This is a genomic window from Niabella sp. CPT15-335-S11 (assembly GCF_058792415.1).
In genome coordinates, this window is the sequence record NZ_JBYTEI010000001.1 from 1,186,628 (window position 1) to 1,212,800 (window position 26,173).

At 46.7% G+C, this 26,173-nt stretch carries 22 protein-coding genes; 10 read left to right on the plus strand and 12 right to left on the minus strand.

Translation table 11 applies throughout. The annotated features are described in order from the left end of the window. Positions 1-54: 54 nt before the first annotated feature. The 3 genes from AC3WS5_RS04725 to AC3WS5_RS04735 all read right to left on the minus strand — a co-directional run bounded on the left by AC3WS5_RS04725 (position 55) and on the right by AC3WS5_RS04735 (position 3,331). Positions 55-807, minus strand: a complete 753-nt coding sequence (locus AC3WS5_RS04725; protein WP_492466101.1) for a hypothetical protein — start codon at positions 805-807, stop codon at positions 55-57. Positions 808-877: 70 nt separating this feature from the next. Continuing rightward, a complete protein-coding gene (locus tag AC3WS5_RS04730) occupies positions 878-2,221 on the minus strand; it encodes a chymotrypsin family serine protease (protein WP_492466102.1) in 1,344 nt (447 codons plus the stop codon). 372 nt (positions 2,222-2,593) lie between these two features. Then, a complete protein-coding gene (locus AC3WS5_RS04735) occupies positions 2,594-3,331 on the minus strand; it encodes an MBL fold metallo-hydrolase (RefSeq protein WP_492466103.1) in 738 nt (245 codons plus the stop codon). A 344-nt stretch (positions 3,332-3,675) separates the two neighbouring features. On the opposite strand from AC3WS5_RS04735, the gene AC3WS5_RS04740 reads away from it, so the two are divergent. After that, positions 3,676-4,047 (plus strand): thioredoxin family protein, encoded by a 372-nt coding sequence (locus tag AC3WS5_RS04740; protein ID WP_492466104.1) that lies wholly within the window; start codon positions 3,676-3,678, stop codon positions 4,045-4,047. Here the strand turns inward: AC3WS5_RS04740 and AC3WS5_RS04745 are convergent, their stop codons facing one another. Continuing rightward, positions 4,048-5,832: an ABC transporter ATP-binding protein gene (locus AC3WS5_RS04745; protein ID WP_492466105.1), complete on the minus strand. Its 1,785-nt coding sequence runs from the start codon at positions 5,830-5,832 to the stop codon at positions 4,048-4,050. A gap of 687 nt (positions 5,833-6,519) precedes the next feature. Between AC3WS5_RS04745 and AC3WS5_RS04750 the strand changes: the two genes are divergently transcribed. The 5 genes from AC3WS5_RS04750 to AC3WS5_RS04770 all read left to right on the plus strand — a co-directional run bounded on the left by AC3WS5_RS04750 (position 6,520) and on the right by AC3WS5_RS04770 (position 12,476). Then, positions 6,520-7,551 (plus strand): YncE family protein, encoded by a 1,032-nt coding sequence (locus AC3WS5_RS04750; RefSeq protein WP_492466106.1) that lies wholly within the window; start codon positions 6,520-6,522, stop codon positions 7,549-7,551. Between the two features lie 53 nt (positions 7,552-7,604). Next, a complete protein-coding gene (locus tag AC3WS5_RS04755) occupies positions 7,605-8,279 on the plus strand; it encodes a response regulator transcription factor (protein ID WP_492466107.1) in 675 nt (224 codons plus the stop codon). Further along, the gene (locus tag AC3WS5_RS04760; RefSeq protein ID WP_492466108.1) at positions 8,276-9,538 is read left to right on the plus strand and encodes a sensor histidine kinase; all 1,263 of its coding nucleotides are present in this window, start codon (positions 8,276-8,278) and stop codon (positions 9,536-9,538) included. Before AC3WS5_RS04755 ends, AC3WS5_RS04760 begins: the two co-directional genes overlap by 4 nt. A gap of 83 nt (positions 9,539-9,621) precedes the next feature. Further along, positions 9,622-11,493, plus strand: a complete 1,872-nt coding sequence (locus AC3WS5_RS04765; RefSeq protein ID WP_492466109.1) for an efflux RND transporter periplasmic adaptor subunit — start codon at positions 9,622-9,624, stop codon at positions 11,491-11,493. 14 nt (positions 11,494-11,507) lie between these two features. Then, entirely contained in the window at positions 11,508-12,476 is a 969-nt protein-coding gene (locus AC3WS5_RS04770) for a DUF1259 domain-containing protein (RefSeq protein WP_492466110.1), read from the plus strand. A gap of 248 nt (positions 12,477-12,724) precedes the next feature. On the opposite strand, the gene AC3WS5_RS04775 is transcribed toward AC3WS5_RS04770, so the two are convergent. From AC3WS5_RS04775 to AC3WS5_RS04800, 6 genes are all read right to left on the minus strand, one after another. Further along, a complete protein-coding gene (locus AC3WS5_RS04775; protein ID WP_492466111.1) occupies positions 12,725-14,272 on the minus strand; it encodes a YifB family Mg chelatase-like AAA ATPase in 1,548 nt (515 codons plus the stop codon). Positions 14,273-14,437: 165 nt separating this feature from the next. Continuing rightward, entirely contained in the window at positions 14,438-14,980 is a 543-nt protein-coding gene (locus AC3WS5_RS04780; protein ID WP_492466112.1) for a YceI family protein, read from the minus strand. A gap of 77 nt (positions 14,981-15,057) precedes the next feature. Beyond that, a complete protein-coding gene (locus AC3WS5_RS04785; RefSeq protein ID WP_492466113.1) occupies positions 15,058-15,420 on the minus strand; it encodes a CoA-binding protein in 363 nt (120 codons plus the stop codon). Positions 15,421-15,622: 202 nt separating this feature from the next. Then, positions 15,623-17,308 carry a pyruvate dehydrogenase complex dihydrolipoamide acetyltransferase gene (locus AC3WS5_RS04790; protein ID WP_492466114.1) on the minus strand — a complete coding sequence of 562 codons (1,686 nt, stop codon included), beginning with the start codon at positions 17,306-17,308 and terminating at the stop codon, positions 15,623-15,625. 114 nt (positions 17,309-17,422) lie between these two features. Next, positions 17,423-19,210, minus strand: coding sequence for a DNA polymerase III subunit gamma/tau (locus tag AC3WS5_RS04795; protein WP_492466115.1), 1,788 nt, complete (start codon positions 19,208-19,210; stop codon positions 17,423-17,425). Between the two features lie 82 nt (positions 19,211-19,292). Next, the gene (locus AC3WS5_RS04800) at positions 19,293-19,979 is read right to left on the minus strand and encodes a metal-dependent hydrolase (protein ID WP_492466116.1); all 687 of its coding nucleotides are present in this window, start codon (positions 19,977-19,979) and stop codon (positions 19,293-19,295) included. Between the two features lie 287 nt (positions 19,980-20,266). Here AC3WS5_RS04800 and AC3WS5_RS04805 point away from each other — a divergent pair, with 287 nt between their 5' ends. Continuing rightward, positions 20,267-21,586 carry an aspartate kinase gene (locus tag AC3WS5_RS04805; protein ID WP_492466117.1) on the plus strand — a complete coding sequence of 440 codons (1,320 nt, stop codon included), beginning with the start codon at positions 20,267-20,269 and terminating at the stop codon, positions 21,584-21,586. 66 nt (positions 21,587-21,652) lie between these two features. Beyond that, entirely contained in the window at positions 21,653-22,312 is a 660-nt protein-coding gene (locus AC3WS5_RS04810) for an alpha/beta hydrolase (RefSeq protein ID WP_492466118.1), read from the plus strand. Positions 22,313-22,338: 26 nt separating this feature from the next. Here AC3WS5_RS04810 and AC3WS5_RS04815 read toward each other — a convergent pair whose 3' ends face one another. Both AC3WS5_RS04815 and mqnE read right to left on the minus strand, forming a co-directional pair. Beyond that, a complete protein-coding gene (locus AC3WS5_RS04815) occupies positions 22,339-22,770 on the minus strand; it encodes a CBS domain-containing protein (RefSeq protein ID WP_492466119.1) in 432 nt (143 codons plus the stop codon). Between the two features lie 93 nt (positions 22,771-22,863). Further along, positions 22,864-24,009, minus strand: a complete 1,146-nt coding sequence (gene mqnE, locus AC3WS5_RS04820; protein ID WP_492466120.1) for an aminofutalosine synthase MqnE — start codon at positions 24,007-24,009, stop codon at positions 22,864-22,866. Positions 24,010-24,262: 253 nt separating this feature from the next. Between mqnE and AC3WS5_RS04825 the strand changes: the two genes are divergently transcribed. Then, a complete protein-coding gene (locus tag AC3WS5_RS04825) occupies positions 24,263-25,645 on the plus strand; it encodes a nucleoside permease (RefSeq protein ID WP_492466121.1) in 1,383 nt (460 codons plus the stop codon). Between the two features lie 137 nt (positions 25,646-25,782). Further along, entirely contained in the window at positions 25,783-26,103 is a 321-nt protein-coding gene (gene trxA, locus AC3WS5_RS04830) for a thioredoxin (protein WP_492466122.1), read from the plus strand. The last annotated feature ends 70 nt before the right edge of the window (positions 26,104-26,173 follow it).

Genomic DNA, 26,173 nt, shown 5'->3' on the forward strand with positions numbered 1-26,173 from the left:
AAGTTTAAAAAAAATTAAAATATTCAGGAGTTCGGAGATAAAGGCTGAATAAATTCACGTGAGACAAGCCTCTCCGGTAACTCCCATGAGATCCATTTTGAAAGACTCAACGAATTTGTAGCTGTGCCGGCTGAAAGCAGGCATGGGACTGGCAGTTACAAAAAGTAGCTGTCGATCCGTCGTTCTCTCAAAAACCACTTCCAGCAATGGGCAGCCCACTGTTTTCGACAGCCGCAGGCAGGCTTCTGCAAACCGCCCAAGTTCAGCAGGGGCATAGAGCTTGTTTTTGTAAACGAGTGCAGAAACCAACGAGTCTTTATTTTCAGATTGTGAAAGCAGTGACACCAGGTCCGTTTCGCTGTCCAGATGCATAGGCTTAACTGCCAGTCCCGCTTTGGCGGCCAGCACCCGCCATCTGAGCGGCCAGGCATCATATCCCGCGAGCATCCCCGGAGCTACCGGGTTGACCAGGGCGGGCTCAAAGGCTTTTAGCCATCCAGTTAAAAAGGAATTCCATTCCTGGTGAAAATATTCTTTTTCAATCTTATCCAACCGGTTCCAAAAGGGATGTGTAAGGCTTTGTACACGGTTCAGGAACAATTTTACCTGGCTATTATCAATATGGGTGCCATCGGGCAGGGTCACTGATGCGTGACATTGATTGTCGTTCAAACGCAAGGTCCAGTCGCTGGTATCGTACAGATCTTCGCTGAAAAGAATACTGGCAGGGATTCGGTTCCCTGAAATTACCTGGTTATGCAGCCAGATCGCCTCCTGATCATATTTTGAACAAAAAAGGAAAAACATTTTTGTAGAAATAAGGGTCTTGCAGTATTAGTGTCTGCAAGACCTTAGGATGAAATAAATCTGTATGCGGCTATTCTTCTCCGGTATAAGCGCCATGTGAAAGATCGGGGCGGAGTTGTTGGGAGATAAACGCGCTCATTTGTCCGAATGCCTGTTCAAGCGCGGCAATTCTTTGTTCCAGATCCGTAGCGGGACCCGTTTCTTCAAACTGAATACCTTGGCCAGGACCTGGGTTGGTAACTTCGGCAATTCCTTTGGGGTCATATTCCCGGATGGGTTTGCCCTCCAGCCGTTCATTCTTTTCCAGTTTGAATTCTTTGAAATCCTTGTGTTCCTTATGCTCAATTTTTTCAAGCTTATGCTCCTTCAACTCATTTTTCTCCAGCTTTACTTCTTTGATTTCCTTTCTTTCAATCTTCTCGATTTTCTCCAGCTTTACTTCCTTCACTTCCTTAATCGTGGATTTTGAACTGCAGAGTTTAATATTCAGCTCACTGAATACAAAATTGATCGGGTTGATGTAGGTGTATCCTGTGTTGTTACCGGCAAACAACAAACCAACAATCTTGTTATTCGCGTCGACAACCACACTGCCACTATCTCCATGATCACTGAATTTGGGGTTATGAGTCACATCCGGCCGGATACCGATCTGGTTGCTCAAAGTTTTTACACCAATGCCGTTCCCATAATCCACATTCAACGTGGCATTGATGGCATCTACGAATCCGTAGGTTAACAGGGTGGTACGCCCTCTCTTCCTGACAGGTGCGTTGAGTACGGCTGTAGCTGTCCCATTGATTGTTCCGATGTCCACGATTTCGCACTTCGTGGTTTTCCCCGCATCCAGTGCGCTGACGGCTCCATCTACGTGGCTGCTCAGTACGCCCCGGCTGAGCGTTGCTACACGGTTTGCGATGCTTCCGCCATCCACCCTTCCGGGTTGATCCATCACATCGCCGGCGTGCCATCCGTTATCAACACACATGACATGGAAATTACTCAGGAGCGCTGTTTTGTTGGTGGTCAGATCAACAACCGGTGCACCCAGCGTGCCTACAAATACATAGCCTCCTATAACCCGGTCGGGACCGATGCTGATACCACCAACAAGCGGGGAGTATGAAGCTACATCGGCATAGGCCATGACTTCGTCTACCGGGACCCGCAACCATTGGGGTTCAAAAACTCCCTGAATCACATCCGTGCTTATCCCTTCAATTTCCGAAGGGATTGCTTCGCCCTTGGGTATCGTTTTCAGTTTTTTTGCAACGTGAACCCGAATGGCTATTTCAGGGGTTCGCTTGCCTTTGACGTATTTGAAACCCACGTCAACGCCCGTCACGCCTTTCTGACCAAGTAATTTTTTTTCAACAGATTGTTTAATCTCAACAATCTCTTCCAGTGTTTTCATTTTGTTTTTTTTAGAGGTTAAAAAAGTTAGTCATACAAAATTATAACGGTAAACCGCCGAAAAAATTTCAGAGCCATCACTAATATGTGTTAACCGGGAAAAATACCCTCACCGGGCAAGTAGTATTATCGTGTTATGATAGTGCGAAAATCACGTGAAAAATTGAGGCAAAAGACCGTGCAAATTCAATAAAACAGGCCTGATTACTGGCAAAAAATGACTTTTATCAGGTTTTCAAATTTGGGGAAAAAAAAATTTGTTTTAATTGAAAAAATAGTACATTTGCCTTGGTGTTTTTCATAGGTTAGCAACGGCCAGCTCTTTTTAGGGCAGGCCTTTTGTTTTTAATGGGACCACTAACGTCTCCAATACTCAGGAAACTTTGAGAACGGGCGTTTCGGTATCGTGATAAAACAGGAAAGTCCAATGCCCGGTTTTACCCTCCTTTCTCCATTGTTCTCTTAGTGACATCGCTTTCTGTCCATCAAAATCATATTTGGCCACAAAACGTCTTTTCATCTGATCTTTTTTGGGAGCGTCATCCGCGCCAAAGAAGACGGTTTCGTTTTCTGAGGTGATCCAGAAGACCTGGTGGAATTTTGAATGGGCTGCGGTGACCTGGTAGTGGATATAACCGTCAATGTCGCCCTCATCTTCGTCCAGCAAAACCAGGTTGGCCGTGGATTCAATGTTTTCAAAATCCTGTGGGTTGTAGGAGGGAGCGCCTTTTTCAAGGGCGTACATTAACTCTCTTCTTTGCAGGTAATAGACGGCATTTTCGAATTGCGGGGTATGTGTATATGGATTGACCATGCCTCCGCTATGGTCTTTATGAAGATGGCTCATCAGCACTTTAGTCACAGCTTCAGGTTCGATGCCGGTATCGCGCAGGTTTTTGATGAGTGGAATTTGCCCGGCGCCTCCGTTCAGACCCAGTCCTGAATCCAATAGGATAATATCCCTGCCCGTGATCAAAACAAAGGGTTGGATCTGCACGATCATGCCACCTCTGACTCTTGGCTCCGGGTCATTTGAACCTGGGTGATAGGGTACAAAACGTTTCGTGCCATCTACGATAAAACTTCCTTCCGAGAGGGGAATTATTTTCATAATACTTGATTTTGAGTCCGCAGCGCGCAACTGCCTGAGGGGCAATTTAAGCAAATCCACAGCAACGCCATCAAACGGTAGCGAGAGATCGGAAAATCTTCAAATTTCTCCCTGGTTGGCAACGCTAAGACGTCTATGAAGAGAAACCGGTTTTCAAAAGGCTGCAAATCATTCTTAAATAGCTGCCTGGGACCAAAGCCCGAAGGGCGGAACTCGTACCGGAAGCCAATTAAGGAAAATTTCGTATCTTTATGTATTGGAGCTTTTCGTTAAAAACCATGTAACATTTATCACGAAACGAACCCGTTAAAATAGGGAACTTTGCACCTCAAAAAATAGTGAATATGGCGACAATTAAATTAACGACCCAGGGTTTTAAAGAGCATATTTTTGATTATGACAACGAAACGGAGTGGAAGTACCGCGGGACTTTGCCGGCGATTATTGATTTTTATGCCGACTGGTGCGGTCCCTGTAAAATGGTAGCCCCCGCCCTGGAGGAGCTGTCGAATGAGTATGAAGGAAAATTGCTGATCTATAAAATTGATACGGAGGTGGAAAGGGATCTGTCTGGTGCGTTTGGTATTCAAAGCATCCCGACCTTCCTGTTTATTCCCGCAGATGGAGATCCTTCTCTGCAGCCGGGAGCGTTGGCCAAGCATGTTTTCAAACAAATTATTGACGAGCACCTGTTGCCAAAGGCAGCAGTAGAATAATCAATTTTCTTCTGTCAGCGGAATCCGCTGCCTTCTTTCACCAATTTGCTGACGCCACATCGCGTAGTAAAGCCCTTTGCGTTCCAGCAATTCCTCATGGTCGCCGGTCTCCACCACATCGCCCTGCTCAAGAACATAGATGCGGTCGGCATGCATCACCGTGCTCAGCCGGTGAGCAATCAAAATGGTGATTTGGTTCTGCTGTGAGGAAACATACCGGATGGTCTTGGTTATCTCTTCTTCCGTCAGTGAATCCAGTGCGGACGTAGCTTCGTCAAAGATCAGAACCCTTGGGTTCCGGATCAGAGCGCGGGCAATGGAAAGCCTTTGACGCTCACCACCCGAAAGTTTTAACCCTCCTTCGCCAATGGGTGTGTCCAGTCCTTTTTCAGCCCTGGCCAGCAGATGAGTTACCGATGCCTTTTGAATCACGCTGTTTAATTCCTCTTCGGTGGCATGGGGATTGACAAATAATAAATTTTCCCGAATCGTTCCGGAAAATAGTTGGGTATCCTGGGTCACAAAACCGATTTGCTTACGGAGATCGTCAAAATTGATTTCTTTTTCGTCCAGGCCGTTGTAAAGGATGGCGCCATGCCTGGGCCGGTAAAGGCCCACCAGCAGTTTCATCAGGGTAGTTTTTCCGCTACCTGAGGGTCCCACAAATGCAATGGTATCGCCTTTTTTGACGCTGAAGCTGATCCCCTGGATTGCATTACGAGATGCCGTCTGGTGCCTGAATTCCACGTCTTTGAATTCCAAAGACCTGATGTCGCCTAAATGTTTGACATGCTCCGGAGGGCGTTCAGGTTTTTTCTGCATCAGGTTTTCAAAATTGTTCAGGGATGCTTCCGCTTCGCGATAGGACAGGATGATATTTCCGATCTCCTGCAGGGGGCCAAATATGAAAAAAGAAAATATTTGCATCGTCGTCAGTTGCCCCGCGTCCATTTCATGCCGATAGACGGAATACATGAGGATAAATAAGATCACCTGCCGCAGGGTATTGACAAAAGTGCCCTGTACAAAACTGATACTCCGGATCCTCTTTACTTTGTTCAGTTCCAGCCCGAGGATCTTGTAGGTGTTTTTGTTAAGACGATCCACCTCCTGGCCGGTTAGCCCGAGGCTTTTTACCAGTTCGATATTGCGGAGCGATTCAGTGGTGGCGCCTGCCAGCGCTGCGGTCTGGGTTACGATTTGCTTTTGTACTTCTTTTATTTTTTTACTCAGCAGGTTACTCATGAGGATCAGCAGGATGATGCCGCCGAAATATATGATCGGCAGACTCCAATGGATCCTGAAAGCATATACACTGACGAAGATGATCCCTATCACGATGGGAAACAATACGTTGATGAATGCATTGATGAATTTCTCTGTATCTGTTCTCACTTTTTGGAGGATGCCAAGGGTTTCACCGCTGCGCTGGTCCTCAAATTCCTGGTAGGGCAGTTTCATCGCATGTTTCAGCCCTTTGGTAAAAAGCCCGGCACCGAATTTCTGAACGATGGTATTCAGAAAATAATCCTGGAAGGCTTTGGCGATACGACTGACCATCGCCACACCTATCGACAAGAGTAGAAGGTTGATCACCGGGCCGGCAAATTTCCAGAGAAAAGGACTGTACGGAGCCGGGTTATGGGTGTAACCGGCCGCCAGGTTGATCAGCTTCCCCAGGATGATGGGGTCAATGAGCGAAAACCCGATATTGATACCCGCCAGGACCAGCGTGACGACTACCAGCCATTTCAGAGGTCTGAGGTAATGGACCAATATTTTCATGTGTTCTTTTTCGTGTTTTTGATCGTCACCTGCCGACCGGTTTACCTGCCGCAGGCAGGCAGGCAGGCATGGAATACGCCAAATAATCTTTACGGGATTGTAAGCAATTTCTTGCTCATGGCTATCTCATGTGTCCTTGTTGCTTTCTTCCCTGCCACATTTCTTTCAATTATTCTAAGTTAAAGTGCTTTTCCGGGTTTTGTACGTTTTTGAATAGAGAGTAAGTATTAAATAACCCTGATTTGAGGGAAAAGGTTCAAATGGAATGGGAATATTCTCCGTCTTTCATGCTGAGATCGGTGTTTCTTTCTGGAAGTTAGGCCTTTGTTTTACCAGATTGAACGCCATAAAGTGACAACCCCTGGACAGAATAAATTGTTGGTCTGAGACGTGGTGACAATTTTTAATCCACCGCTGCTCCCGAACCAGGTATAGGGGAATTTCGCGGAACGATCTTCTCGTCAAAACAGTGGGTTTTACGAATCACAAGATCGGAAAGGGACTCCCCGGAAATTCTAGGCGGAAGATTTGCCGGAATTTCCTGGGAAGTCGTTATCTCTATTCTAGTGCAAGCAATTATCGGGCCCGACTGAAACGTTTTTGCCAACCAGTAGGTCACAAAATTTCTCCAGATTTTGCCAATAGCTTTGCAGTAATGATAGCCGCTAGTAATAAAAAACTACGTGTATGAATAAACTATACACTAATTTTCTGGTCATGCTGATCATTTGCGGCAGCTTAGTCTCAAGCTGCAATGGTCAGCGATCTTTTGGCGCCGACGCGCTGAAACTGGAAAAAACGATCCCTTTGCCGGGAGTGAAGGGCCGGATCGATCACATGGATATCAATCCCAAGGACCAGGTGATCTACGTCGCTGCCCTGGGTAATAATACGCTGGAAGTGGTTGACTTAAAGAATGGCAAGATTATCCATAGCATCATGGGCCTGAATGAGCCCCAGGGGGTGGCGTACATTCCACAAAACGAGGAGATATTTGTGGCCAATGGGGGTAATGGCGACTGTTATTTCTTTAACGCCCGGAGCTTTGAAAAAACAAGGACGGTCCACCTTTCCTCTGATGCAGATGATGTCCGGTATGATTCAATAGAAAAGAAGATCTATGTCGGTTATGGAGCCGGCGGCATCGCTATCATTGACGCCAATAGTCATGAGCAGACCGGGGATGTTAAGTTGCCTGCCCACCCCGAGTCCTTCCAGATAGACAAAAAGCTGGATCGGCTATTTGTAAATATACCTGATTCCAGGATGGTCGGGGCTATCAGTCTCTCCCGGATGAAGCTTGTGAACAAGTGGTCCAGAGATGCACCCACTGCGAATTTTCCTATGACGATAGATCCTGCTACCTGTCGGGTGTTTGTCGGTTACCGAAATCCTGCAAGGCTATTGGTCCTGGATGGCCGAACAGGTAAAGAGATAAGTTTAAATCCAATGACAGGTGACGCAGATGATCTTTACTATGATAGCCAGACGGGGAATATTATCGTCAGCGGCGGGGCGGGTGCCATTAGCATATTCCGGGATCATGGACAAGACGGGTATAAGCAGGTAGCGAATATTCCCACCCGTAGCGGCGCCAGGACATCTCTGCTGATCCCCGAACTGCGTTTATTTATAGTGGCAGCCCGGGAAGGATCGGGTAAAAGCGCAGCGCTGCTGATATATAGCATGGCCGGAGAACGAAAAGACAACCTAAAATGAGCCGACAAAATTTCTCCAAATTTTGAGGGTAGCTTTGCGCTAAATATAGGCGTATGAAACTGTTGATAGTGGAAGACGAGCCTGACTTGCTGCAAAGTATCCTGGAATATTTTACCGACGAAGACTTTCTTTGTGAGGGTGCGGCTACCTATCATGAGGCGATTACAAAAATGGAGGATTTTGATTACGACTGTATTGTGCTGGACATCAACCTGCCAGGCGGAAGCGGCCTCCAGTTGCTGAAATACCTGCGGCAAGATCAGAAACGGGATGGCGTGATCATTATTTCTGCCCGTAATTCAATTGATGATAAAATTGAAGGGTTGAACCTGGGCGCCGATGACTATGTAACCAAACCCTTCCATCTTTCCGAACTGAACGCGCGGGTGAAAGCATTAATTCGCAGAAAATACAGCCAGGGCGCCAATTTGCTGGAGTCCGGGAATCTCCGGCTCAACCTTTCCTCCAGGTCCGCGACTTGTAATCAAGAGCCACTTGTGCTAACCCGGAATGAATTTGATTTGCTGGCCTTCCTGTTAAACAATCAAAACAGGGTAGTGAGCAGGCAGGCAATTGCTGAACACATATACGGCGACCGGACCGATAAAATGCCTTCTTTTGATTTTGTCTATTCCCAAATGAAAAACCTGAAACGCAAGCTGAAGGAATGCGGCTGCGATGATCTCATTCAGACCATTTACGGATTAGGGTATAAAGTTACAATATGAGCAGGCCGCTTCTACAACGAAATACAAGAACATTGTTAATCTGGCTACCGGTTGTTTTGCTGATCAGCTCGGGATTATTCTATGCCATGCTTAATAAGCATGCCCGCCACGCACAGGAAAAACTTCTGCTGTTAAAACAACAAAATACCTGGAATGCTTTTGTATCAACTTCCGGCGCCTTGGAGAAGCATATCACCGGGGAGTATAACATTATGGAGGCTGATGCTATACCATCTGCCAATTTAGGTGAGCCGAGGGATACGGCCATTTATTATCCGGACAAGAAGAAGGCGCTTCCGTTCCAGGTACTTACCAGCCGCTTTCAATGGAACGGGCATAGTTATTATGTTTCAACCTTTATTTCCTCCACGGAGATCAAACATTTGATCATCAAGGTATTTGCCACAGAAGCGGTTATCCTGCTTTTGTTACTGTTGGCTATAATCCTATTAAACCGGAAGAGTTCTGGTAGATTGTGGCGGCCATTTTTTTCAACCATTCATGCTGCGGAAGATTTTGATTTAACAGGAAGCAACCACTTACAACTACCAGAGGAAACAGGCACTACCGAATTTGACCGGTTGAATGCGATGCTTACCGGACTTACTCGTCGGGTAAATACAGCTTACCTGAACCAGAAACAATTTGTGGAGAATGCCTCTCACGAGATACAAACACCACTTGCTGTTATCCGCGCCAAGCTGGAGTTGCTGATAAATCAACCCGATATCACGGAGAAAGAAGCGTTGCTATTGGGCGATATTACCAATGCAACCAATCGTCTCAGCGAACTGAACAAAACATTGCTATTACTGGCCAAGATTGAAAACAACCAGTTCCCTGATGTGGAGCTTGTAAATGTAAGTGAGGTGGTCCGGGACGTGTTAGATGACTGTAGGAATTATACGGATGATTGCCCTGATATCACCAACAAGATCGAAAATGATATTATGGTAACAGCTAATCGGTCATTAATCGAAATTTTGGTTTCCAACCTGGTCAATAACGCTATCGTCCATAATAACGGAGATAGAAAAATAAAGGTTTCGATCAGTGATCGCCGGTTAATCATTGAGAATACCGGGGATGCACTTAAGATACCGCCGGAAGAACTATTTGAGCGCTTTAAAAAAGCATCGCACAACAGAAAGACTACCGGCCTTGGCCTCTCGCTGGTAAAGCAAATTGGCCAGCTTTATCGTTACAAGATTGATTACGTATATAAAGAAGGCTGGCATATCATTGACGTAACCTTTTGACAATAGTACCGCCAAAATTTCTCCAAAATCGGCTTTTAGTTTTGCCCTGATAATGATCTTAAAAACGGATCAATCAGGATAATATGATAAAATGGTTCCAGGTTCTAGGTATCGCTTTAACAGGCGCTTGCACCGCTACACAAGCCCAAAACTCTTTGGATACCGTGATCGGGTTAAAAGACGCGGTTACATTAGCCCAACAACAATATCATCTGTTGAAGGCCCGAAAATATGAATCAGATGCTGCGGCAAAAAATGTGGATGTTGTCAAATACAGCAGGCTACCGAGTATAGATGCTACCTACCAGGCTGGTCTTGCTACGGCTAATAATCTAACGGGCATGTTTTATCCCAATGGCATTTTGCCTATCACAGGACCTCCATCTGTTACTAATTCCTATGCCCCGGCGAGCGGAAGCGCTGCGAGCCTTTTGTTAAACTGGCAGGCATCTACTTTTGGCGAACGTCAAGCGCGAATCAACCAGGCAGTGGCAGCAGCCAGTTCGCAAAAATCATATTATCAGAATGAATTATTTATTCATTCCGTCAAAGTTATCAGTAGCTACCTGGATGTGCTGCTGACTTATGACCTGGTAAACATTCACCGGCACAATGTAGAAAGGGTGCAGACTAATTTGAGGCAAAGCCGGGTACTTGCCCGCACTGGTATAAAGGCGGGTGTAGATACAGCTTTGTTTTTGTCCGAACTTTCAAAAGCAAAAGTTGAACTGCTGAACACACAAGAAAAATTGGAAATAGATCAATGGCAACTGGCCCATCTGGTTGTGGTGGATGCTTTGCCGGTGCCTGCCGATACCTCGTTCTTAGACAGGCTGCCTGCAATTGCAGAAAACACGGATACTTCCTTTTCAAAGCATCCATTTGTATTGTATCAGCAAAGCAGAGTGGATGAAAGCAAGTCCAAAGAACTGGTGCTGAGGAAATCATTTTTACCAAAACTAAACGCGTGGGGGACTACGTTTGCACGCGGGTCTGGTTTTGAAGCCAGTGGCGCACGTAATACCTGGGATGGGCTTGCATTAAAACGTTTCAATTATGGGGCAGGTTTACAACTGGTTTTCCCGATCATGAAATATGGTGAAGTAAAACGCCAATTGCAGCAACAAAGTCTATTGTCAAAGGGAGCCGAAGAAAATACAGCGGATAGTAGGGCAGCCCTTACCACGCAGCAACGGATCGCCAATGCGACATTTAAGAATAGCGTAACGGTGGCTAAGGAAACACAACAACAATTAAAATCCGGCAACTATGCTTTCAGTGCGATGCAGGACAGATATAAAACCGGACTGGTGAACCTGGCGGACCTGATCCAGGCACAGTCTGCTGTTTTATCTTACAAACAAATCGGAAACTATCTGGCGGTCATAGCTCCTTACAGCGGCATTATTACGAAAAGAAATATCAATGTTGGTTCCCTGGTTGGCAATAACAGTGATAAGCCTCTGTTTGAAATTGAAGACAATAGAGTATTACGACTGAGGGTCGCCGTTCCTGAAGTATTTACAAACGCTGAACTGATCGGGAATAGCGGAGAGCTAACCACCCGCTCGCTTCCAGATAAAAAGTTTATGGCCACGCTGGCCCGCAAAACTGGGAGCATCGATAATGAAACCCGGAGCGAAATGTGGGAATTTGAAATACCTAATCTATCCGGTGAGCTAAAAGCAGGAAGTTATGCCGATGTAAAGCTCCGGTTCTTCAGGAAAGGGCAATCGCTTGTAGTGCCCGTGTCAGCGGTGGTTACAACGCTCGAGAAACGATTTGTGATAAAAGTATCAAATGGCAGCACCAAATGGGTTGATGTAAGGCCAGGTTTTAATATGGGGGATAAGCAGGAGATATTCGGAGACCTTGAAAACGGAGACACCCTTGTCCAGAAAGGAAATGAAGAATTAAAACCTGATACACACGTAAAAGTATCATTCGCTAAATAGTAAAATTATAAAACATGAAAGGTTATATTGATCTGTTATTGATGGCAGCACTTCCGGTTGCCGTTAGTATTGCCGGTTGTAATAGCCGGGCACAATCCAATAAAGAAATTAGAACGGTTAAAAACACCCGGGTAATCCGCTGCGCCCCGGGCAGTAAGCTGGATATTGCTAAAATAGAATCCATTACCGGAATGAAAGGTGTGGAGAAAAATGGCGAATACAAAATCACGGTGCCGCAGAATGATCTTAAAGTAGTGGTAGACGGTTTCAAAATCATCCCCGCTATGGGGCTGAGTAGCTGGGCCGCATTTACACCCTGCGGAGACAGCGCTATGGTAATGGGTGATATTATCCTCAGTGAAGCAGATGTGAAGCCTGTGCAACAGGAAGTTATCCGGCAAGGGTTCTCCATTTCAGCTATCCATAACCATTTTGTACGGAACCATCCTAATGTTGTGTTTATGCATATCGACAGGTCTGCCGATCTTGCAACTTTGGCAAAAGGTGTAAAAGCTATTTTTGGAAAAGTAGCTGAAGTACGCGGGGCAGACCCGAAAGCCGCAAATACCGATAGCGTGATTAACACGTTGGATATTTCAGCGCTGGATGCTGTCGTTGGATATAAAGGCGAGCTGAGCAAAGGTGTGTATAAGTACACTATTGGTCGAAATGATGTACAGCTTACAGAGCACGGCATTCCGGTAAGCAGTTTTATGGGATTTAATACCTGGGCTGCATGGCAGGGAACACCGGGTAAAGCTGCCGTTGCCGGAGATTTTGCTATGTTAGAAAATGAAGTAGCCCCGGTTATTAAAGCGTTGGTAGAAAATGGAATTGAAGTAGTAGCAGTGCATAATCATATGGTTCACGAGACGCCGAAAGTGTTCTTTCTTCACTATTGGGGTATCGGAAATGCTTTACATCTGGCAAAGGGGTTGAGAGCAGCTTTGGATCAAACCGGTAGTAGGATGGTGAAGCGATGAATCTCTTAGGTATGGATTTTTCTTACTATGATTACAGATGGCGGTGGAAAAATTGACAGAAGAAGAGTATGGCAGTATGATAATTTGTTGTGAAAGATTTTAGACTTGTAACATAGAAGAAAAAAGACCAGATGACGGGGATGCCTTTGAAAAAAATAAAAAATTCTATTACACTATCGCTTTATTGTTACGAATATTTGGTTGAAAAAAGGATGTGTTCAGTGTCAGCAAAGTTCTTGAATGCCGCCTCACCCCGACCAGTTTTCCCGGTCCAGGTTACGGTAGTGAATGGCTTCGGCCAGGAATTCGGGCAGGATGGCGTCGCTGCCTTCAAGATCAGCAATGGTGCGGCTGACTTTCAGAATCCGGTCGTAGGCGCGGGCAGAGAGGTTTATTTTTTCCATAGCTGTTTTCAGCAGGTTCCGGCCTACCGTGTCGATCTCACAGATCTCTTTCAGCTTGCTGCTGCTCATTTGGGCATTGCAATAGATTTGCTGGTCTTTAAACCTTTCCAGCTGACGATTCCGGGCGCTGATTACCCGGTCCCGGATGCTTGCCGAGTTCTCGCCCTGGCGTTGGTGGGCCAGTTCGGCAAAAGGAACCGGCGTTACTTCCACGTGCAGGTCGATACGATCCAGCAATGGCCCGGAGATTTTGTTGAGGTATTTCTGCACCGCCCCCGGAGGGCAAGTACATTCCTTTTCGGGATGGTTGTGAAACCCGCATGGGCAGGGGTTCATAGACGCTATCAGCATAAAGCTTGCCGGGAAATCCATCACTTGTTTAGCACGGGAAATGGTTACCCTCCGCTCTTCCATCGGCTGGCGCATCACTTCCAGGACGCTGCGTTTGAATTCGGGTAGCTCATCGAGGAACAGGACTCCGTGGTGCGCCAGGGAGATCTCTCCCGGTTGGGGGATGCCACCGCCTCCCACCAGGGCTATATCGGAAATAGTATGATGTGGAGATCTGAAGGGTCTGCGGGAGATGAGCGTTGCATTCTCGGGAAGCTTTCCCGCCACCGAATGGATTTGGGTGGTCTCCAGCGCTTCCTGGAGTGTAAGGGGAGGCAGGATAGATGGGAGCCTTCTGGCGAGCATGGTCTTGCCCGCACCGGGCGGCCCGATCAGGATGGCGTTGTGTCCGCCGGCCGCGGTGATCTCTAATGCCCTTTTGATGTTTTCCTGTCCCTTGACATCCGAAAAATCCATTTCATATTCATACTGCGAGTAAAAAAATTCATCTCTTGTGTTGACTTTCACCTGGTTGAGTCCGGTTTCGCCCTTCTCGAAAAAATCGATCACCTCCCGGATATTCGAGGCGCCATAAACCCGCAGGTTATTGACCATTGCAGCCTCGCGGGCATTGACCTTCGGAACAATCAATCCCTTGAAGCCTTGTTTGCGCGCCTGTATCGCGATGGGTAGGGAACCTTTGATGGGCCTCAACTCCCCATCGAGACTGAGTTCACCCATGATCACGTATTCGGGGAGCGACTGAATCTTCCTGACCTGTACCGATGCGGCCAATATGCCTAGTGCAATAGGAAGATCGAAGGCGGTGCCGCTTTTCTTAATGTCTGCCGGGGCGAGATTCACCAAAACCTTGGTACGCGGCATTTCAAAATGGTTGGTTTTAAACGTGCTTTCAATGCGCTGCATACTCTCTTTGACAGCATTGTCGGCAAGGCCCACAATCGACGAACCTTTACCGGATGAGGATATCCAGTTGACTTCAATGGTTATAGGGAGCGCGTCAACGCCATAAACGGCGCTGCCATTTATTTTTACAAGCATCTATGAAGATAACAATTTGATTTCGGGAGGACAAGCTTATGCAAATAGCGCATAAATGAGGTCTGCATCTCTATGCTTGCAGATTACCTGATGTCGGGTGCAGGCTCGGTTGGAGACAGTGAACGGAGATTAAGCATTAAATAATAAATATATTAGATGGGATTTTTATTGATTCCTGGCAACGACATGCAGATTGACATTTACATTATCTCCCATGACCATGCTGCTGCCCCCAATGCCGTAGTCTTTGCGGTTAAGGGAAAAGCTTCCGCTGAACAGGTACCCCGTCGGTTTGGGTTCAGCCAAAAAATTCAAGTCAATGGCCCTGCTGGTGCCCTTCATCGTCAGCATGGCTTTAGCCTGATACCGGTTATTCCCCAGAAATTGTAACCGGATGGTTTTAATTTGGATAACGGGGTATTTGCTAACGTTGAAGAAAGTTTCAGACTTCAGGTGGCTGTCCCTGTTTCCGATGCCGGTGTTTATAGTGTTTACATCTACGGTCATATCAAACCCGCTGCCAGACAGATTCTTAGAGTCGAAATACATTTGACCTTTTAATCCTGAAAGCGCCCCGTTTACGTCCATCCCGATATTTTTAATCACAAAAGAGATCTTACTCTCAGCTTCGATGGCAGATAGTTTTTGCGCAAAGATGGTATTGTGATTGAATAAGAAAATCAGAAAGAAGAGTGATAGAAACTTCATATTGCAGGATTAATGATAAATATAATGATCATTTTGCATAAGAAATATAGATATCGCTCCAATTGCTTTTGCGGGAGCTAGTACATTCCAATGGTCAGCATGACAAGCGTACAGGCCTCCATGGTTTCGATATTGTTTGCGGCCGCTTTTTTTGCCAGATCGGGATTTTCAGCCCCCGGATTAAAAATGATCCTTCGCGGTTTCAGTCCCAGGATATAAGATTCGAATTCTGGTTGGTTGACGGGATTTAAATAGATAGTAACCGTGTCGAGATCTTGGATTTGGGGTCTGTCCGTTCTGATCTTCACATCTTCCACCTGGCCGTTCGTCCTGCCGATGGCTATCACATCATGACCCTTGTCTCGCAGCCGTTTTATAGCCATGTTGCTATACCTTGCGGGATTTTCTGATGCCCCCAGTAAAAGTGTTTTTTTGTTCACTAATTAAGCTTTAAAGGTTAATCTATTACTTATAAAAACCAGTTCACTTTACAAATTGGCGTTCAGTTTTTCAGTTCCGGGACTTATTTCGATGGCTCAATGTCAACACTGTTTTGTCTGAGCACCGGAAACAGAAAACAAAACAAGCCACAACGTTGAATGTTGCAGCCTGCTTTGGTTATCTGAATGAATTATTGTTTTATTAAACCAGCATCCTTAAAGGTTCTTCCAGCAATTCCTTCAGAGTTTGCAGGAAGGCCGACCCTTTTGCGCCGTCCACCACGCGGTGGTCGCAGCTCAGGGTCACTTTCATGACATTACCAGGCACGATCTGTCCGTTTTTCACGACCGGGACCTTTGCGATGCCGCCAATAGCCAGAATACAGGCATCGGGCGGGTTGATGATCGCGGTGAACTCATCGATGCCAAACATGCCCAGGTTTGAAATAGTGAAGGTGCTACCCTCCCAGTCCTGGGGTTGAAGTTTTTTATCTCTGGCCTTTTGAGCAAAAGTTTTTACTTCGGTGGCGATCTGCGACAGGGATTTATTGTCGGCAAAACGTACCACGGGTACGAGAAGTCCCTCTTCTACTGCAACAGCTACACCAATATTAATATGATGATTAATTCTAATTTTATCACCCAGCCAACTGCTGTTCACCGCGGGGTGCTGCCTCAATGCGATAGCGCAGGCTTTCAGCACAAAATCATTGAAGGAAATTTTCACCGGACTGGTTTCGTTGATCCTTGCCCTACTGGCCACTGCCGCATCCATATCAATAGCCATGGTGAGGTAGAAATGAGGCGCTGAAAATTTGCTTTCTGCCAGTCGTTTTGCGATGACTTTCCGCATTTGGGAAACATTCACCTCGTCATAACTTACTTCACCCACCGGCGCCTGAGGTACCCAACCCGGAGCTTGCGGCGGTGCAAGTGCAGGCGTCTGCGCCGGAGCAGGTGCTTCTGCGGCCGGTCTGGCTGCTGATGGAACGAAGCTATCCACATCGGCTTTCACAATCCTGCCTCCATCGCCGCTACCCTGAACCTGTGACAGGTCGATCCCTTTATCGGCGGCGAGTCTCTTAGCCAGCGGTGAGGCTTTGATGCGGCCGTCCGCGGTGGTGGAGCTTGCCCCGGTTGCTGGGGTTGTAGTTGCCTGCGCTGGCTGACCAGCGGATTCGGCTTGTGCTGCGGAGGATAAAACGGTGCCGCCTTTAGAGGCTGCGACGATAGCATCAACATCCACTTTTCCCTTTTCGCCGATGATGGCCAGCAGGTCATTTACCTGGATTGGTTCGCCTTTTTTGGCGCCCTGATAGAGAAGTGTACCATTTTTATAGCTTTCAAGCTCCATCGTGGCTTTGTCGGTTTCGATTTCAGCCAGGAGATCACCTTTTTTCACTTCGCTTCCCACTTCCTTGGCCCAGGAGGCGATCACACCTTCAGTCATGGTATCGCTGAGACGAGGCATTAGTACTACTTCGTCAAGGGTACTGATATCCAGTGGTGCGCCTTGCGCAGTAGCCGGAGCAGCCGCAGGAGCGCTGGCCGGGGGTTCCGGTTTGGCAGGAGCAGGCGAAGGCGCAGCGGGGGCAGGTGTTGTAGCCGGGGTTGAGGACTTCCCGCCAATCAGGCCGGAAATATCTTCGCCGGGTTCACCAACGATCACCATCAGGTCATCTACTTGTAATGTGCCTCCTTTCTCCGCTCCCAGATATAATATTGTGCCATCCTTATAACTTTCCAGTTCCATGGTGGCCTTATCGGTTTCGATTTCAGCCAGCAAATCACCCTTTTTAACCGGGTCGCCGACTTTTTTATGCCATGCGGCAATCACCCCTTCAGTCATCGTGTCACTTAAGCGGGGCATGAGGATCTTTTCAGCCATTAATCAATTATTTTGGCCGAAATTAAGGTAAATTGATGAAAACTGAGAGGATCTGGTGCACACCGAAGTATTAATTTGTGCACTGGGCTATGATTGGAGGCTGTATCTCTCACTTTATCTGTCTACATCAAGCTTCAGCTTTTCTTTTAGCTCTTTCAACAGGGGGTATTTTTCAATCATTCGCTGGTATTGCTGAAGGGCGGAGAGTGGCTGCTGTCCGGGCTCTTCTTCTTCTTTATTCTCCATCTTTATAATGAAGAATTGCAACTGATAATTTTTCAGTTCCTGCTGCAAAAACTCCGAAGCCTGCGTCTTGCAGCTTTCTACGAACATGTACTCCACGGAATTGGAGGCATACACATAAAAAGTATTATCGTCAATAATTTTCAGTGTGGCCAGCTCATAGCTTTGTGCGGCCGAGTTCTTAGCCTCCCGCAACTGATTGGAAAACGCATCCCATCCTTTTTTGAGGTTTTCAACAGTCAGTGGTAAATCTTTTTCCCTGGGGGTATGTCCCTTGAATTTTTCACGGATCTTTTCAATTCCGCTGATTTTTGTGGTCCGGGTGATTGGTGCTGTCGAAACAGGGGCTTGTGTCCCGTTAGCCGCAGGAACTTTTGCGGGCTTTTCGTGCTGAACCGTCAGCCTGGCTTCAGGCCGTGATTCGGCAGAAGGGGTCGCAGGCTTCGGTAAGGCTGTTTTTTTCCTTGATGCAACTACCGGCTGAATTTGCCTGAACGCAAGCGCGCCGGTTGATTCAATCAATTTTTTTTTTACAGTGGTATTCCCTTCTTCGCTCAGCGTAATCGCTTGTTTCAGGTAGCAAAGCCGGATCAGGGTCAGCTCCACATGCAGCCGTTTATTGCGCGCCATCCGGAAATTTATTTCAGCCTCATTCAGGATATTCAGGGCGCTGATGAGGAGGGGAGTAGGGATCTCTTTAGCAGTCTCTGCATATTTTGCTCTAAAATCTTCCACGACATCCAGCAGCACCGCCGCTTTTTCATCTTTGCTGACCAGCAGATTACGGATAAAGGAGGCAAATCCGTTCAGTACCAGGTCACCTTCAAATCCTTTGCGGTTAATATCGTCATACAGCAGCATGGCGCCTGTCAGGTCCTGGTTGAGCATCTGCCCCATCAGTTTGAAATAATAATCTTCATCCAGGATATTCAGGTGCTCCAGCGTATTTGCATAGGTGAGTTCACCATTGGTAAAACTTACGATCTTATCCATCAGGCTGAGTGCATCCCGCAGGCAACCCTCGCTTTTTTGCGCAATCATCTGCAGAGCCGGCATTTCTGCTTTTATCGCTTCTTTTTCACAGATGCCGGAAAGGTGCCGGGCTGTGTCGGCTGTGCTGATCCGCTTAAAGTCGAAGATCTGGCATCGGCTTAAGATGGTGGGGATAATCTTGTGCTTCTCGGTGGTCGCCAGGATAAAAATCGCGTAATGCGGCGGCTCCTCCAGTGTTTTCAGAAAAGCATTAAATGCCTGGGCGCTCAACATATGCACCTCATCAATAATATAAACCTTATAACGGCCTGCCTGTGGGGCGAATCGGACTTTTTCAGTCAGCGCTCGGATATCATCCACAGAATTATTGCTGGCAGCATCCAGTTCATGGATGTTGAGGGAAGTGCCCTGGTTAAAGGAAACGCAGGAATTACAGGTATTGCAGGCCTCGCCTTCGGGTGTAAGATTCTCGCAATTGATGGTCTTGGCCAGGATCCGGGCGCAGGTTGTTTTGCCAACCCCGCGCGGTCCACAAAACAGGAAGGCGTGCGCCAATTGATTCTGCTGGATAGCATTTTTAAGGGTCGTGGTAATGTGCGCCTGCCCCACTACCGTGTCGAAGGTCTGGGGTCGGTATTTTCTTGCCGAGACAATAAATTTTTCCATGCGAGAGGCCCTTGTTTTGGAACAAATGTAACGGAAAATGGGTCAGCAATTAAGCAGGATAATGGAAAGGCATAGATCCGGGTCAGGCTCCTGTCAGATCGTAGGTCTTTCCGATCTCGGGAAGCAGCAGTTTTTTTCCCGCATCTGCAAAGAGTTTCAGCGATTTCTCGTGATCGATCTTAATATAGCCGAAAGTGTCGAAGTGAACGCCAACCACGTTGTCGCAACCGATGAATTCAGTCGCTTTTAGGGCGTCCTGCACATTCATCGTGAAATTGCCGCCAACCGGCAGAATCGCTACATCAGGTTTGGCATAGTAAGGAACCAGTTGCATGTCCAGCATCAGGCTGGTATCGCCGCTGTAATAAAAGTTTCCATGGGGTGATTTCAAGATAAATCCACCCGGGTTCCCACCGCAGGTTCCGTCGGGCAGACAACTACTGTGTTGCGCCTGAAAATAGGTCAGGGTACCGAACTCAAAATCGCGGCTGCCAAAATTCATTGGATGTACATTGCTGATTCCCTGCTTTTGCACCCAGGTAATGATCTCAAAATTACTGATCACCAAAGCGCCGGTCCTTTTAGCAATCTGAATCACATCACCAACGTGGTCGCCGTGCCCGTGACTCACCAGGATGTAGTCGGCTTGAATGCTGCTGATATTGATATGCTTTGCCAGTTCATTTCCGGTAATAAACGGGTCTGCCAGAAAAGTCTTTCCGCCCAGCTCAAGTGCGAAGCATGATTGTCCGTAATACGTAAATTTCATATAAGGAGGTTTCCTACAAATTTATTCAATTTTTGACTTGAACATTCGGCCCCCTGGGTTTTTAAGAGAAAGGATTCGGGGTGTATTTCGGCGTTTTTGTTTCAAGCGATCTAAAATAAATTGAAAAGCTGAGAAAAATCAGTGCTTCCGACAGCAGGACAAATAAAGGAAAATGCTTTTGGATTATCTTTGTCCGCCTGGACTGGTAGAGTCAAAGTCCGGCAGAGCCAGATCCCTGAACCCGGGGACGGCCGATTTAGCGCAATGGGGTTGTAAAACGAATCATAATGAAAGTAATGAAATTTGGAGGTACCAGTGTTGGCAAGCCCGAGAGGATGCAGCATATTGCCTCATTATTGCAAGAACAGAAAGAGCCTGCCATCGTAGTGCTGTCGGCGTTGTCCGGAACAACGAACGCTTTAGTGGAAATCGGAAATAATATTGCCAAAGCTGACCGCCACACGGCGTTACAGGTCATCAACAGCCTGCAAACTCATTATGACCAGTTTATCAGGGAGCTTTTTAAAAAGGACGAAACATACAATAAGGCCAGGAATATTCTGGAAGAGCATTTTGATTTTCTGCATGTAATCCTGAAGATCTCATTCAGTGAGGCTTTGAGCAAGGATATACTTGCTCAGGGGGAGCTCTTATCCACCAAATTATTTTCAACTTACCTGGAAGAGATCGGTGCGTCCTACGCGTTATTGCCCGCGCTTGAATTTATGAGCATCGATGAGAATGAGGAACCCCAGATAGGAAGTATCCGCACCAGGCTATCACACCTGCTGGACAGTGTCCGGGATAAGAAGATCCTCGTCACACAGGGATATATTTGCCGCAATGCGAAAGGCGAGGTAGATAACCTGAAGCGTGGGGGTAGCGATTATTCAGCCTCACTGATCGCTGCTGCCGTCAATGCAACAGTTTGTGAAATATGGACCGATATTGATGGTATGCACAACAATGATCCGCGAATCGTGGATAAGACGGTGCCCGTTGAACAACTGAGTTTTGAAGAAGCTGCAGAGTTGGCTTACTTTGGCGCCAAGATACTTCATCCGGCTTCCATCTGGCCCGCGCAGCAGTATAAGATCCCCGTGCGATTGCTGAATACCATGCAGCCTGACGCGAAGGGTACGCTCATCACCCAGGAAGCCTCCGGTTCCGGCGTAAAAGCTGTAGCTGCGAAAGATAATATCATCGCTATAAAAATCAAGAGTGGCAGGATGTTACTGGCTTACGGTTTCCTGAGGAAGCTTTTTGAAGTTTTTGAAAAATACAAAACGCCGATCGATATGATTACAACATCAGAGGTGGCGGTTTCACTGACGATCGACAGCCACGATCATTTGGATCAGATCATAAAGGAACTTGGGGTGTTGGGAAAGGTGGAAGTTGACGAAGGCCAGACGATCATTTGCGTAGTAGGTCATAAAATCAACGAAACGGAGGAAATTGTAAAGAAACTTTTCGGTTCTATCCGGAACGTTCCAATTAGAATGGTATCTTACGGCGGCAGTAGCGATAATATTTCATTGCTGGTGGCAGCAGAAAATAAGAATCAGTTGCTGAAACAATTAAACAGAGGTATGTTCGGGTTATAAATGTTTCAACCGGGTGATTCACCTGGTGACGTTATGGTCCGGCCTCCTTCAAAATTTTATCCTCGTATGAATGTCTATTGTATTCCCGGTTTTGGGATAGATGGTAAGATATTCTCTAATCTGAAGATAAGCGGCGTTGATTTGCAACCGATCAACTGGCTGGACCCGGCGCCCCACGAGCCTCTTTCATCCTATGCACAGAGAATGGCCGAACCAATTAACGATCCCAGTCCGGTAATTATCGGTTTGTCGTTCGGCGGGATGATTGCTATCGAATTGGCAAAGATCAGGGATGTAAAAAAAACGATCCTGATCTCCAGTGTAAAAACCAGATCAGAACTGCCGTTGAGCGTAAGGCTTGCAGGATTTCTAAAATTAAACCGGCTGTTTCCCGTCAGAAAGATCCCGCAATGGGATACCTTGTATGCGTTAGCAAACCGCCGCCTGGGCGCCCACACCAGCGATGAAAAACAGTTTGTGAATGGCTACCGCAGAACGGCTAAACTGAATTATATCAATTGGTCATTTGATCAGATTGTGAACTGGCAGAACACCGAATATCCCGCGGATATTGTACATATTCACGGCGACAAAGACCGGATCTTCCCCATAAGGTATGTGAAGCCTACCCATCGTATCCATGGAGGGACACATATGATGATCTGGAACAGGGCAGATGAAATCAGCGGCCTGATCAGTGGAGTGCTGGCCGGCCTTGAAAGGTAAAGTCTTGTAATGTAGCCACGGTCAGGTCATTGCCCGTACATGTAACTTTTCAGATGGGTGATCGTTTCTTTTTGTTGCAGAATAGTTTCTGTAACAACATCGCTCATGGAAATGATACCTGCAAGCTGATCGTTATCAAATACCGGAAGGTAGCGGATATTCTTGTCACTCATAATGGCCATACACTGCTCAACCGTTTCGTTAGGCGTAATACTCGGCAGGTCGGTGGACATAATTTCATCAACCGTGGTATCGCTGGAATGTTTGCCCTTCAGGATTACTTTTCTTGAATAATCCCGTTCCGTCATAATACCCACATATTTTCCGCCGTCAAGTATGACCAGCGATCCAATATTATTTTCTGCCATAAGCTCAAGCGCTCTGTACACAGTGGTACCAATGGGGATACTGAAAGTTCTGGACCCTTTCCTGGCCAGGATGGAGGAAACTTTACTCATAGTAGATCTGATTAGAGGAAGCTAATTTATCAAAAAAAATCTTAAAATAAAAATAATTCTCCTCTTTGGCGTCTGGTGTAAAACCGCTCCCGGTTACGCAGATATTTCGGTGTCGCTGTAGTCTCTGATAACGTTATATAATGTACCTCTCTCCACTGGTCTGCGTTTAGCCTGTCTGATCAGTGCCACCAGTTCTTCCGTAGTCATAGACGGAGATTGCTCCTCGGCGCCGGCCATTGAATATATTTTAGTCGTGTCGTCAATGGTTCCGTCGATATCGTTAACACCAAATGACATCGATAACTGGGCATTATTGCGGCCAAGCATGGGCCAGTAGGCTTTCAGGTGCGGGAAATTATCCATATAGATCCTGGCAATGGCATACATGCGCATGTCTTCGGTCAGGCTGCTTTCCGGCACATGGCTCATATCATTGTTTTCGTTCCTGAATTTGAGGGGAATGAAAGTGTTGAAGCCGCCTGTGTTGTCCTGAAGCTCGCGCAGACGCCGCATATGATCAATCCGGTGTTCAAATTTTTCAACATGGCCGTACAGCATGGTGGCGTTGGTCTGCATACCCAGCCGGTGGGCAGTTTCATGAATTTTAAGCCAGCCTTCGGCACCCACTTTGTCCGCACAGATCTGCTGCCTGATCTCATGGTCAAAGATCTCGGCTCCTCCGCCAGGGAGACTTTCCAGACCAGCATCCTTCATGTACTGTAGTCCTTCCTCCACTGATTTTCCTGCCTTGCGGAACATGTAGTCCAGTTCCACCGCGGTAAAACCTTTGATATGCAGGTCGGGACGGTGCGCTTTGATCTTCCTCAGAAAATCAGCAAAATATTCCAGGTTCATTTTGGGATGCACGCCGCCTACGATATGCACTTCAGTCACCGGTTGGTTGTCGTAGCTCCTAACGATATCCATCATTTGATCCACTGAAAGTTCCCAGGCTTCCTCGCGATGAGCATAGAGCCTGCTGTAGCTGCAGAAATTACAACTGAAAACGCATGCATTCGTGGGTTCAATATGGAAATTCCTGTTGAAATAGGTAATATCGCCATGCAATTTTTCCCGGATGTAATTGGCAAGCGTACCTGTAAATCCGAGACTTCCTTTTTCAAATAAAACCAATCCATCTTCATCACTAATCCTTTGACCCTCATATACTTTGGAGGCAATTTCCTGTAGTCTGCTATCCTGGGACCTGAAAATGCCGTTCGTTAAAACATCAGCCATCTTTATAGAAATTTCTGCAAATATAACCTGATTTCGGCGTTTTGTGCGAGGGTTCCGGCAATAGGAGGATAGCTGTGCGCGTCATGGAAAATAATTGTATTCCGGAAAAATAATTCAGTGTACCTTCAACGCTTGTATATTATTTAGATGAATAGGGGGTATAAAGCCTGCTGCTGCGGCGTTTTTTGGGAGGGGGCTTTGGAGGCCACAGTTTTTCCCTTGTTTTTGTCATCTAAAAACCGAAAAGTGCTTTATGAATTTTAAATTCCGATTGACTATCCTGAGTTTTTTCCAGTTTTTTGTCTGGGGAGCCTGGCTAATTACGCTGGGAAACTATTGGTTTGGCAACAAGCACTGGGATGGAACCCAGTTTGGCGCGGTTTTCAGCACGATGGGTTTCGCTTCTATTGTGATGCCAACCCTTACAGGAATTATTGCGGACAAGTGGATGCGTGCAGAACGATTGTACGGCCTGCTTCAGATTTTTTATGGGTTGGTATTGATTTACATTCCGCAGGTCAATAACCCTGGCATTTTTTTTTGGGTGATGCTGGCAGCGATGGCATTTTACATGCCGACGATCGCGCTGGCCAACTCGATATCCTATGCGATATTGAAACGGGAGGGAAGGGACGTGATCAGAGAGTTCCCGCCAATCCGCGTCTGGGGTACTATTGGATTTATAGCAGCTATGTGGGTTACAAACCTGAGCGGGAGCAAAGGCAATGCTAATCAGTTTTATATTGCCGGCACGGTTGCTCTTCTGTTGGGCCTTTACGCGTTTACTTTGCCAAAATGCCCGCCTGAAAAGCGTTTGGAGAAAAATCCCGGTTTGGTTCGTCTTTTGGGTCTGGATGCGTTCAAACTTTTTGCGAATTATAAGATTGCAGTATTCTTTATTTTTTCTATGTTCCTGGGGGGTGCTTTGCAGTTGACAAATGCCTACGGCGATGTGTTCCTGGATGAGTTCAAACATTTTCCGCGCTATTTGAATTCTTTCGTGATCAGGTATTCCACCCTGATCATGTCTATTTCGCAGATCTCAGAGACTTTGTTTATCCTGGTGATTCCTTTTTTTCTAAAGCGGTTTGGCATTAAAAAAGTGATGCTGATATCGATGTTTGCCTGGGTACTCCGTTTTGGGTTTTTTGGCCTGGGAGATCCGGGGGCGGGACTGTGGATGATCCTGTTGTCCTGCGTCGTGTATGGGATGGCTTTTGATTTTTTCAATATTTCGGGATCGCTGTTTATCGAAACCAATACCGTGCCCGGCACGAGGTCATCGGCGCAGGGTCTGTTTATGATGATGACCAATGGCTTTGGTGCGATTTTTGGCAGCCTGGTCTCGGGGTGGATGATCGACCGGTTTTTTACAAGATCGTTCACCGGCGCTTCCGGGCTGGCCGGATATCTGGGTACGGAAGCCGGAGATCCGGTTTTTCTTTCGATTCTGAGGGATCAGTTTAATACCTCTGTTATGACTGATGGCAGTCTTTCCAGCCCGGTTTTCATTAAAGACTGGCCAGGTATCTGGTTTGTTTTCGCCGGTTATGCTCTGGTAGTGGCAATCCTTTTTGCCATATTGTTCCGGCACAAGCACACGATGGGGTCAGTGGCCATGGAATTCTCACACTAACGCTAGTAAGCGGTATCCTGGCAGGGGTATTGACAATTTCTACACAACATTCTGACAGTATTGCGTGTTATTAGTTTGGGCTTTAATTTTGCAGGTTTCCCGCAGAATCTGGATTAAATAAATATAAAAACAAACAAATGGCAAAAGAATTTAATGATGCAAACTTTCAGACGGAAGTAATCAATTCCGATAAGCTGACTGTGATTGATTTTTGGGCAGAGTGGTGTGGTCCGTGCCGCGCCATTGGGCCGGTTATCGAAGAGCTTTCCAAAGAGTATGAGGGCAAAGTGAATATTGGTAAGGTAAACGTAGATGTGAATCCCCAGGTTTCTATGAATTACGGGATTACTTCTATTCCTTCTGTTCTTTTCATTAAGAATGGGCAGGTTGTGGATAAGCTGGTCGGCGCACAGCCAAAGGGAAATTTCGTCAAGAAGATCGAATCGCACCTGAACTAAAGAGGTCCCGATATGTATTTGTGAGCTCCCTGCCCTAAAAGGCGGGGAGTTTTGTTTTCTGTGGTTCCCT

Bases quoted from the DNA above. Each gene is read 5' to 3' on its own strand.
- AC3WS5_RS04825 (WP_492466121.1), top strand. From the start codon at position 24,263: ATGAATTTTAAATTCCGATTGACTATCCTGAGTTTTTTCCAGTTTTTT.
- AC3WS5_RS04815 (WP_492466119.1), bottom strand. From the start codon at position 22,770: ATGAGTAAAGTTTCCTCCATCCTGGCCAGGAAAGGGTCCAGAACTTTC.
- AC3WS5_RS04810 (WP_492466118.1), top strand. From the start codon at position 21,653: ATGAATGTCTATTGTATTCCCGGTTTTGGGATAGATGGTAAGATATTC.
- AC3WS5_RS04780 (WP_492466112.1), bottom strand. From the start codon at position 14,980: ATGAAGTTTCTATCACTCTTCTTTCTGATTTTCTTATTCAATCACAAT.
- AC3WS5_RS04775 (WP_492466111.1), bottom strand. From the start codon at position 14,272: ATGCTTGTAAAAATAAATGGCAGCGCCGTTTATGGCGTTGACGCGCTC.
- AC3WS5_RS04760 (WP_492466108.1), top strand. From the start codon at position 8,276: ATGAGCAGGCCGCTTCTACAACGAAATACAAGAACATTGTTAATCTGG.
- AC3WS5_RS04755 (WP_492466107.1), top strand. From the start codon at position 7,605: ATGAAACTGTTGATAGTGGAAGACGAGCCTGACTTGCTGCAAAGTATC.
- trxA (WP_492466122.1), top strand. From the start codon at position 25,783: ATGGCAAAAGAATTTAATGATGCAAACTTTCAGACGGAAGTAATCAAT.
- AC3WS5_RS04800 (WP_492466116.1), bottom strand. From the start codon at position 19,979: ATGAAATTTACGTATTACGGACAATCATGCTTCGCACTTGAGCTGGGC.
- AC3WS5_RS04765 (WP_492466109.1), top strand. From the start codon at position 9,622: ATGATAAAATGGTTCCAGGTTCTAGGTATCGCTTTAACAGGCGCTTGC.
- AC3WS5_RS04730 (WP_492466102.1), bottom strand. From the start codon at position 2,221: ATGAAAACACTGGAAGAGATTGTTGAGATTAAACAATCTGTTGAAAAA.
- AC3WS5_RS04790 (WP_492466114.1), bottom strand. From the start codon at position 17,308: ATGGCTGAAAAGATCCTCATGCCCCGCTTAAGTGACACGATGACTGAA.
- AC3WS5_RS04745 (WP_492466105.1), bottom strand. From the start codon at position 5,832: ATGAAAATATTGGTCCATTACCTCAGACCTCTGAAATGGCTGGTAGTC.
- AC3WS5_RS04725 (WP_492466101.1), bottom strand. From the start codon at position 807: ATGTTTTTCCTTTTTTGTTCAAAATATGATCAGGAGGCGATCTGGCTG.
- AC3WS5_RS04770 (WP_492466110.1), top strand. From the start codon at position 11,508: ATGAAAGGTTATATTGATCTGTTATTGATGGCAGCACTTCCGGTTGCC.
- AC3WS5_RS04805 (WP_492466117.1), top strand. From the start codon at position 20,267: ATGAAAGTAATGAAATTTGGAGGTACCAGTGTTGGCAAGCCCGAGAGG.
- AC3WS5_RS04795 (WP_492466115.1), bottom strand. From the start codon at position 19,210: ATGGAAAAATTTATTGTCTCGGCAAGAAAATACCGACCCCAGACCTTC.
- mqnE (WP_492466120.1), bottom strand. From the start codon at position 24,009: ATGGCTGATGTTTTAACGAACGGCATTTTCAGGTCCCAGGATAGCAGA.
- AC3WS5_RS04740 (WP_492466104.1), top strand. From the start codon at position 3,676: ATGGCGACAATTAAATTAACGACCCAGGGTTTTAAAGAGCATATTTTT.
- AC3WS5_RS04750 (WP_492466106.1), top strand. From the start codon at position 6,520: ATGAATAAACTATACACTAATTTTCTGGTCATGCTGATCATTTGCGGC.
- AC3WS5_RS04735 (WP_492466103.1), bottom strand. From the start codon at position 3,331: ATGAAAATAATTCCCCTCTCGGAAGGAAGTTTTATCGTAGATGGCACG.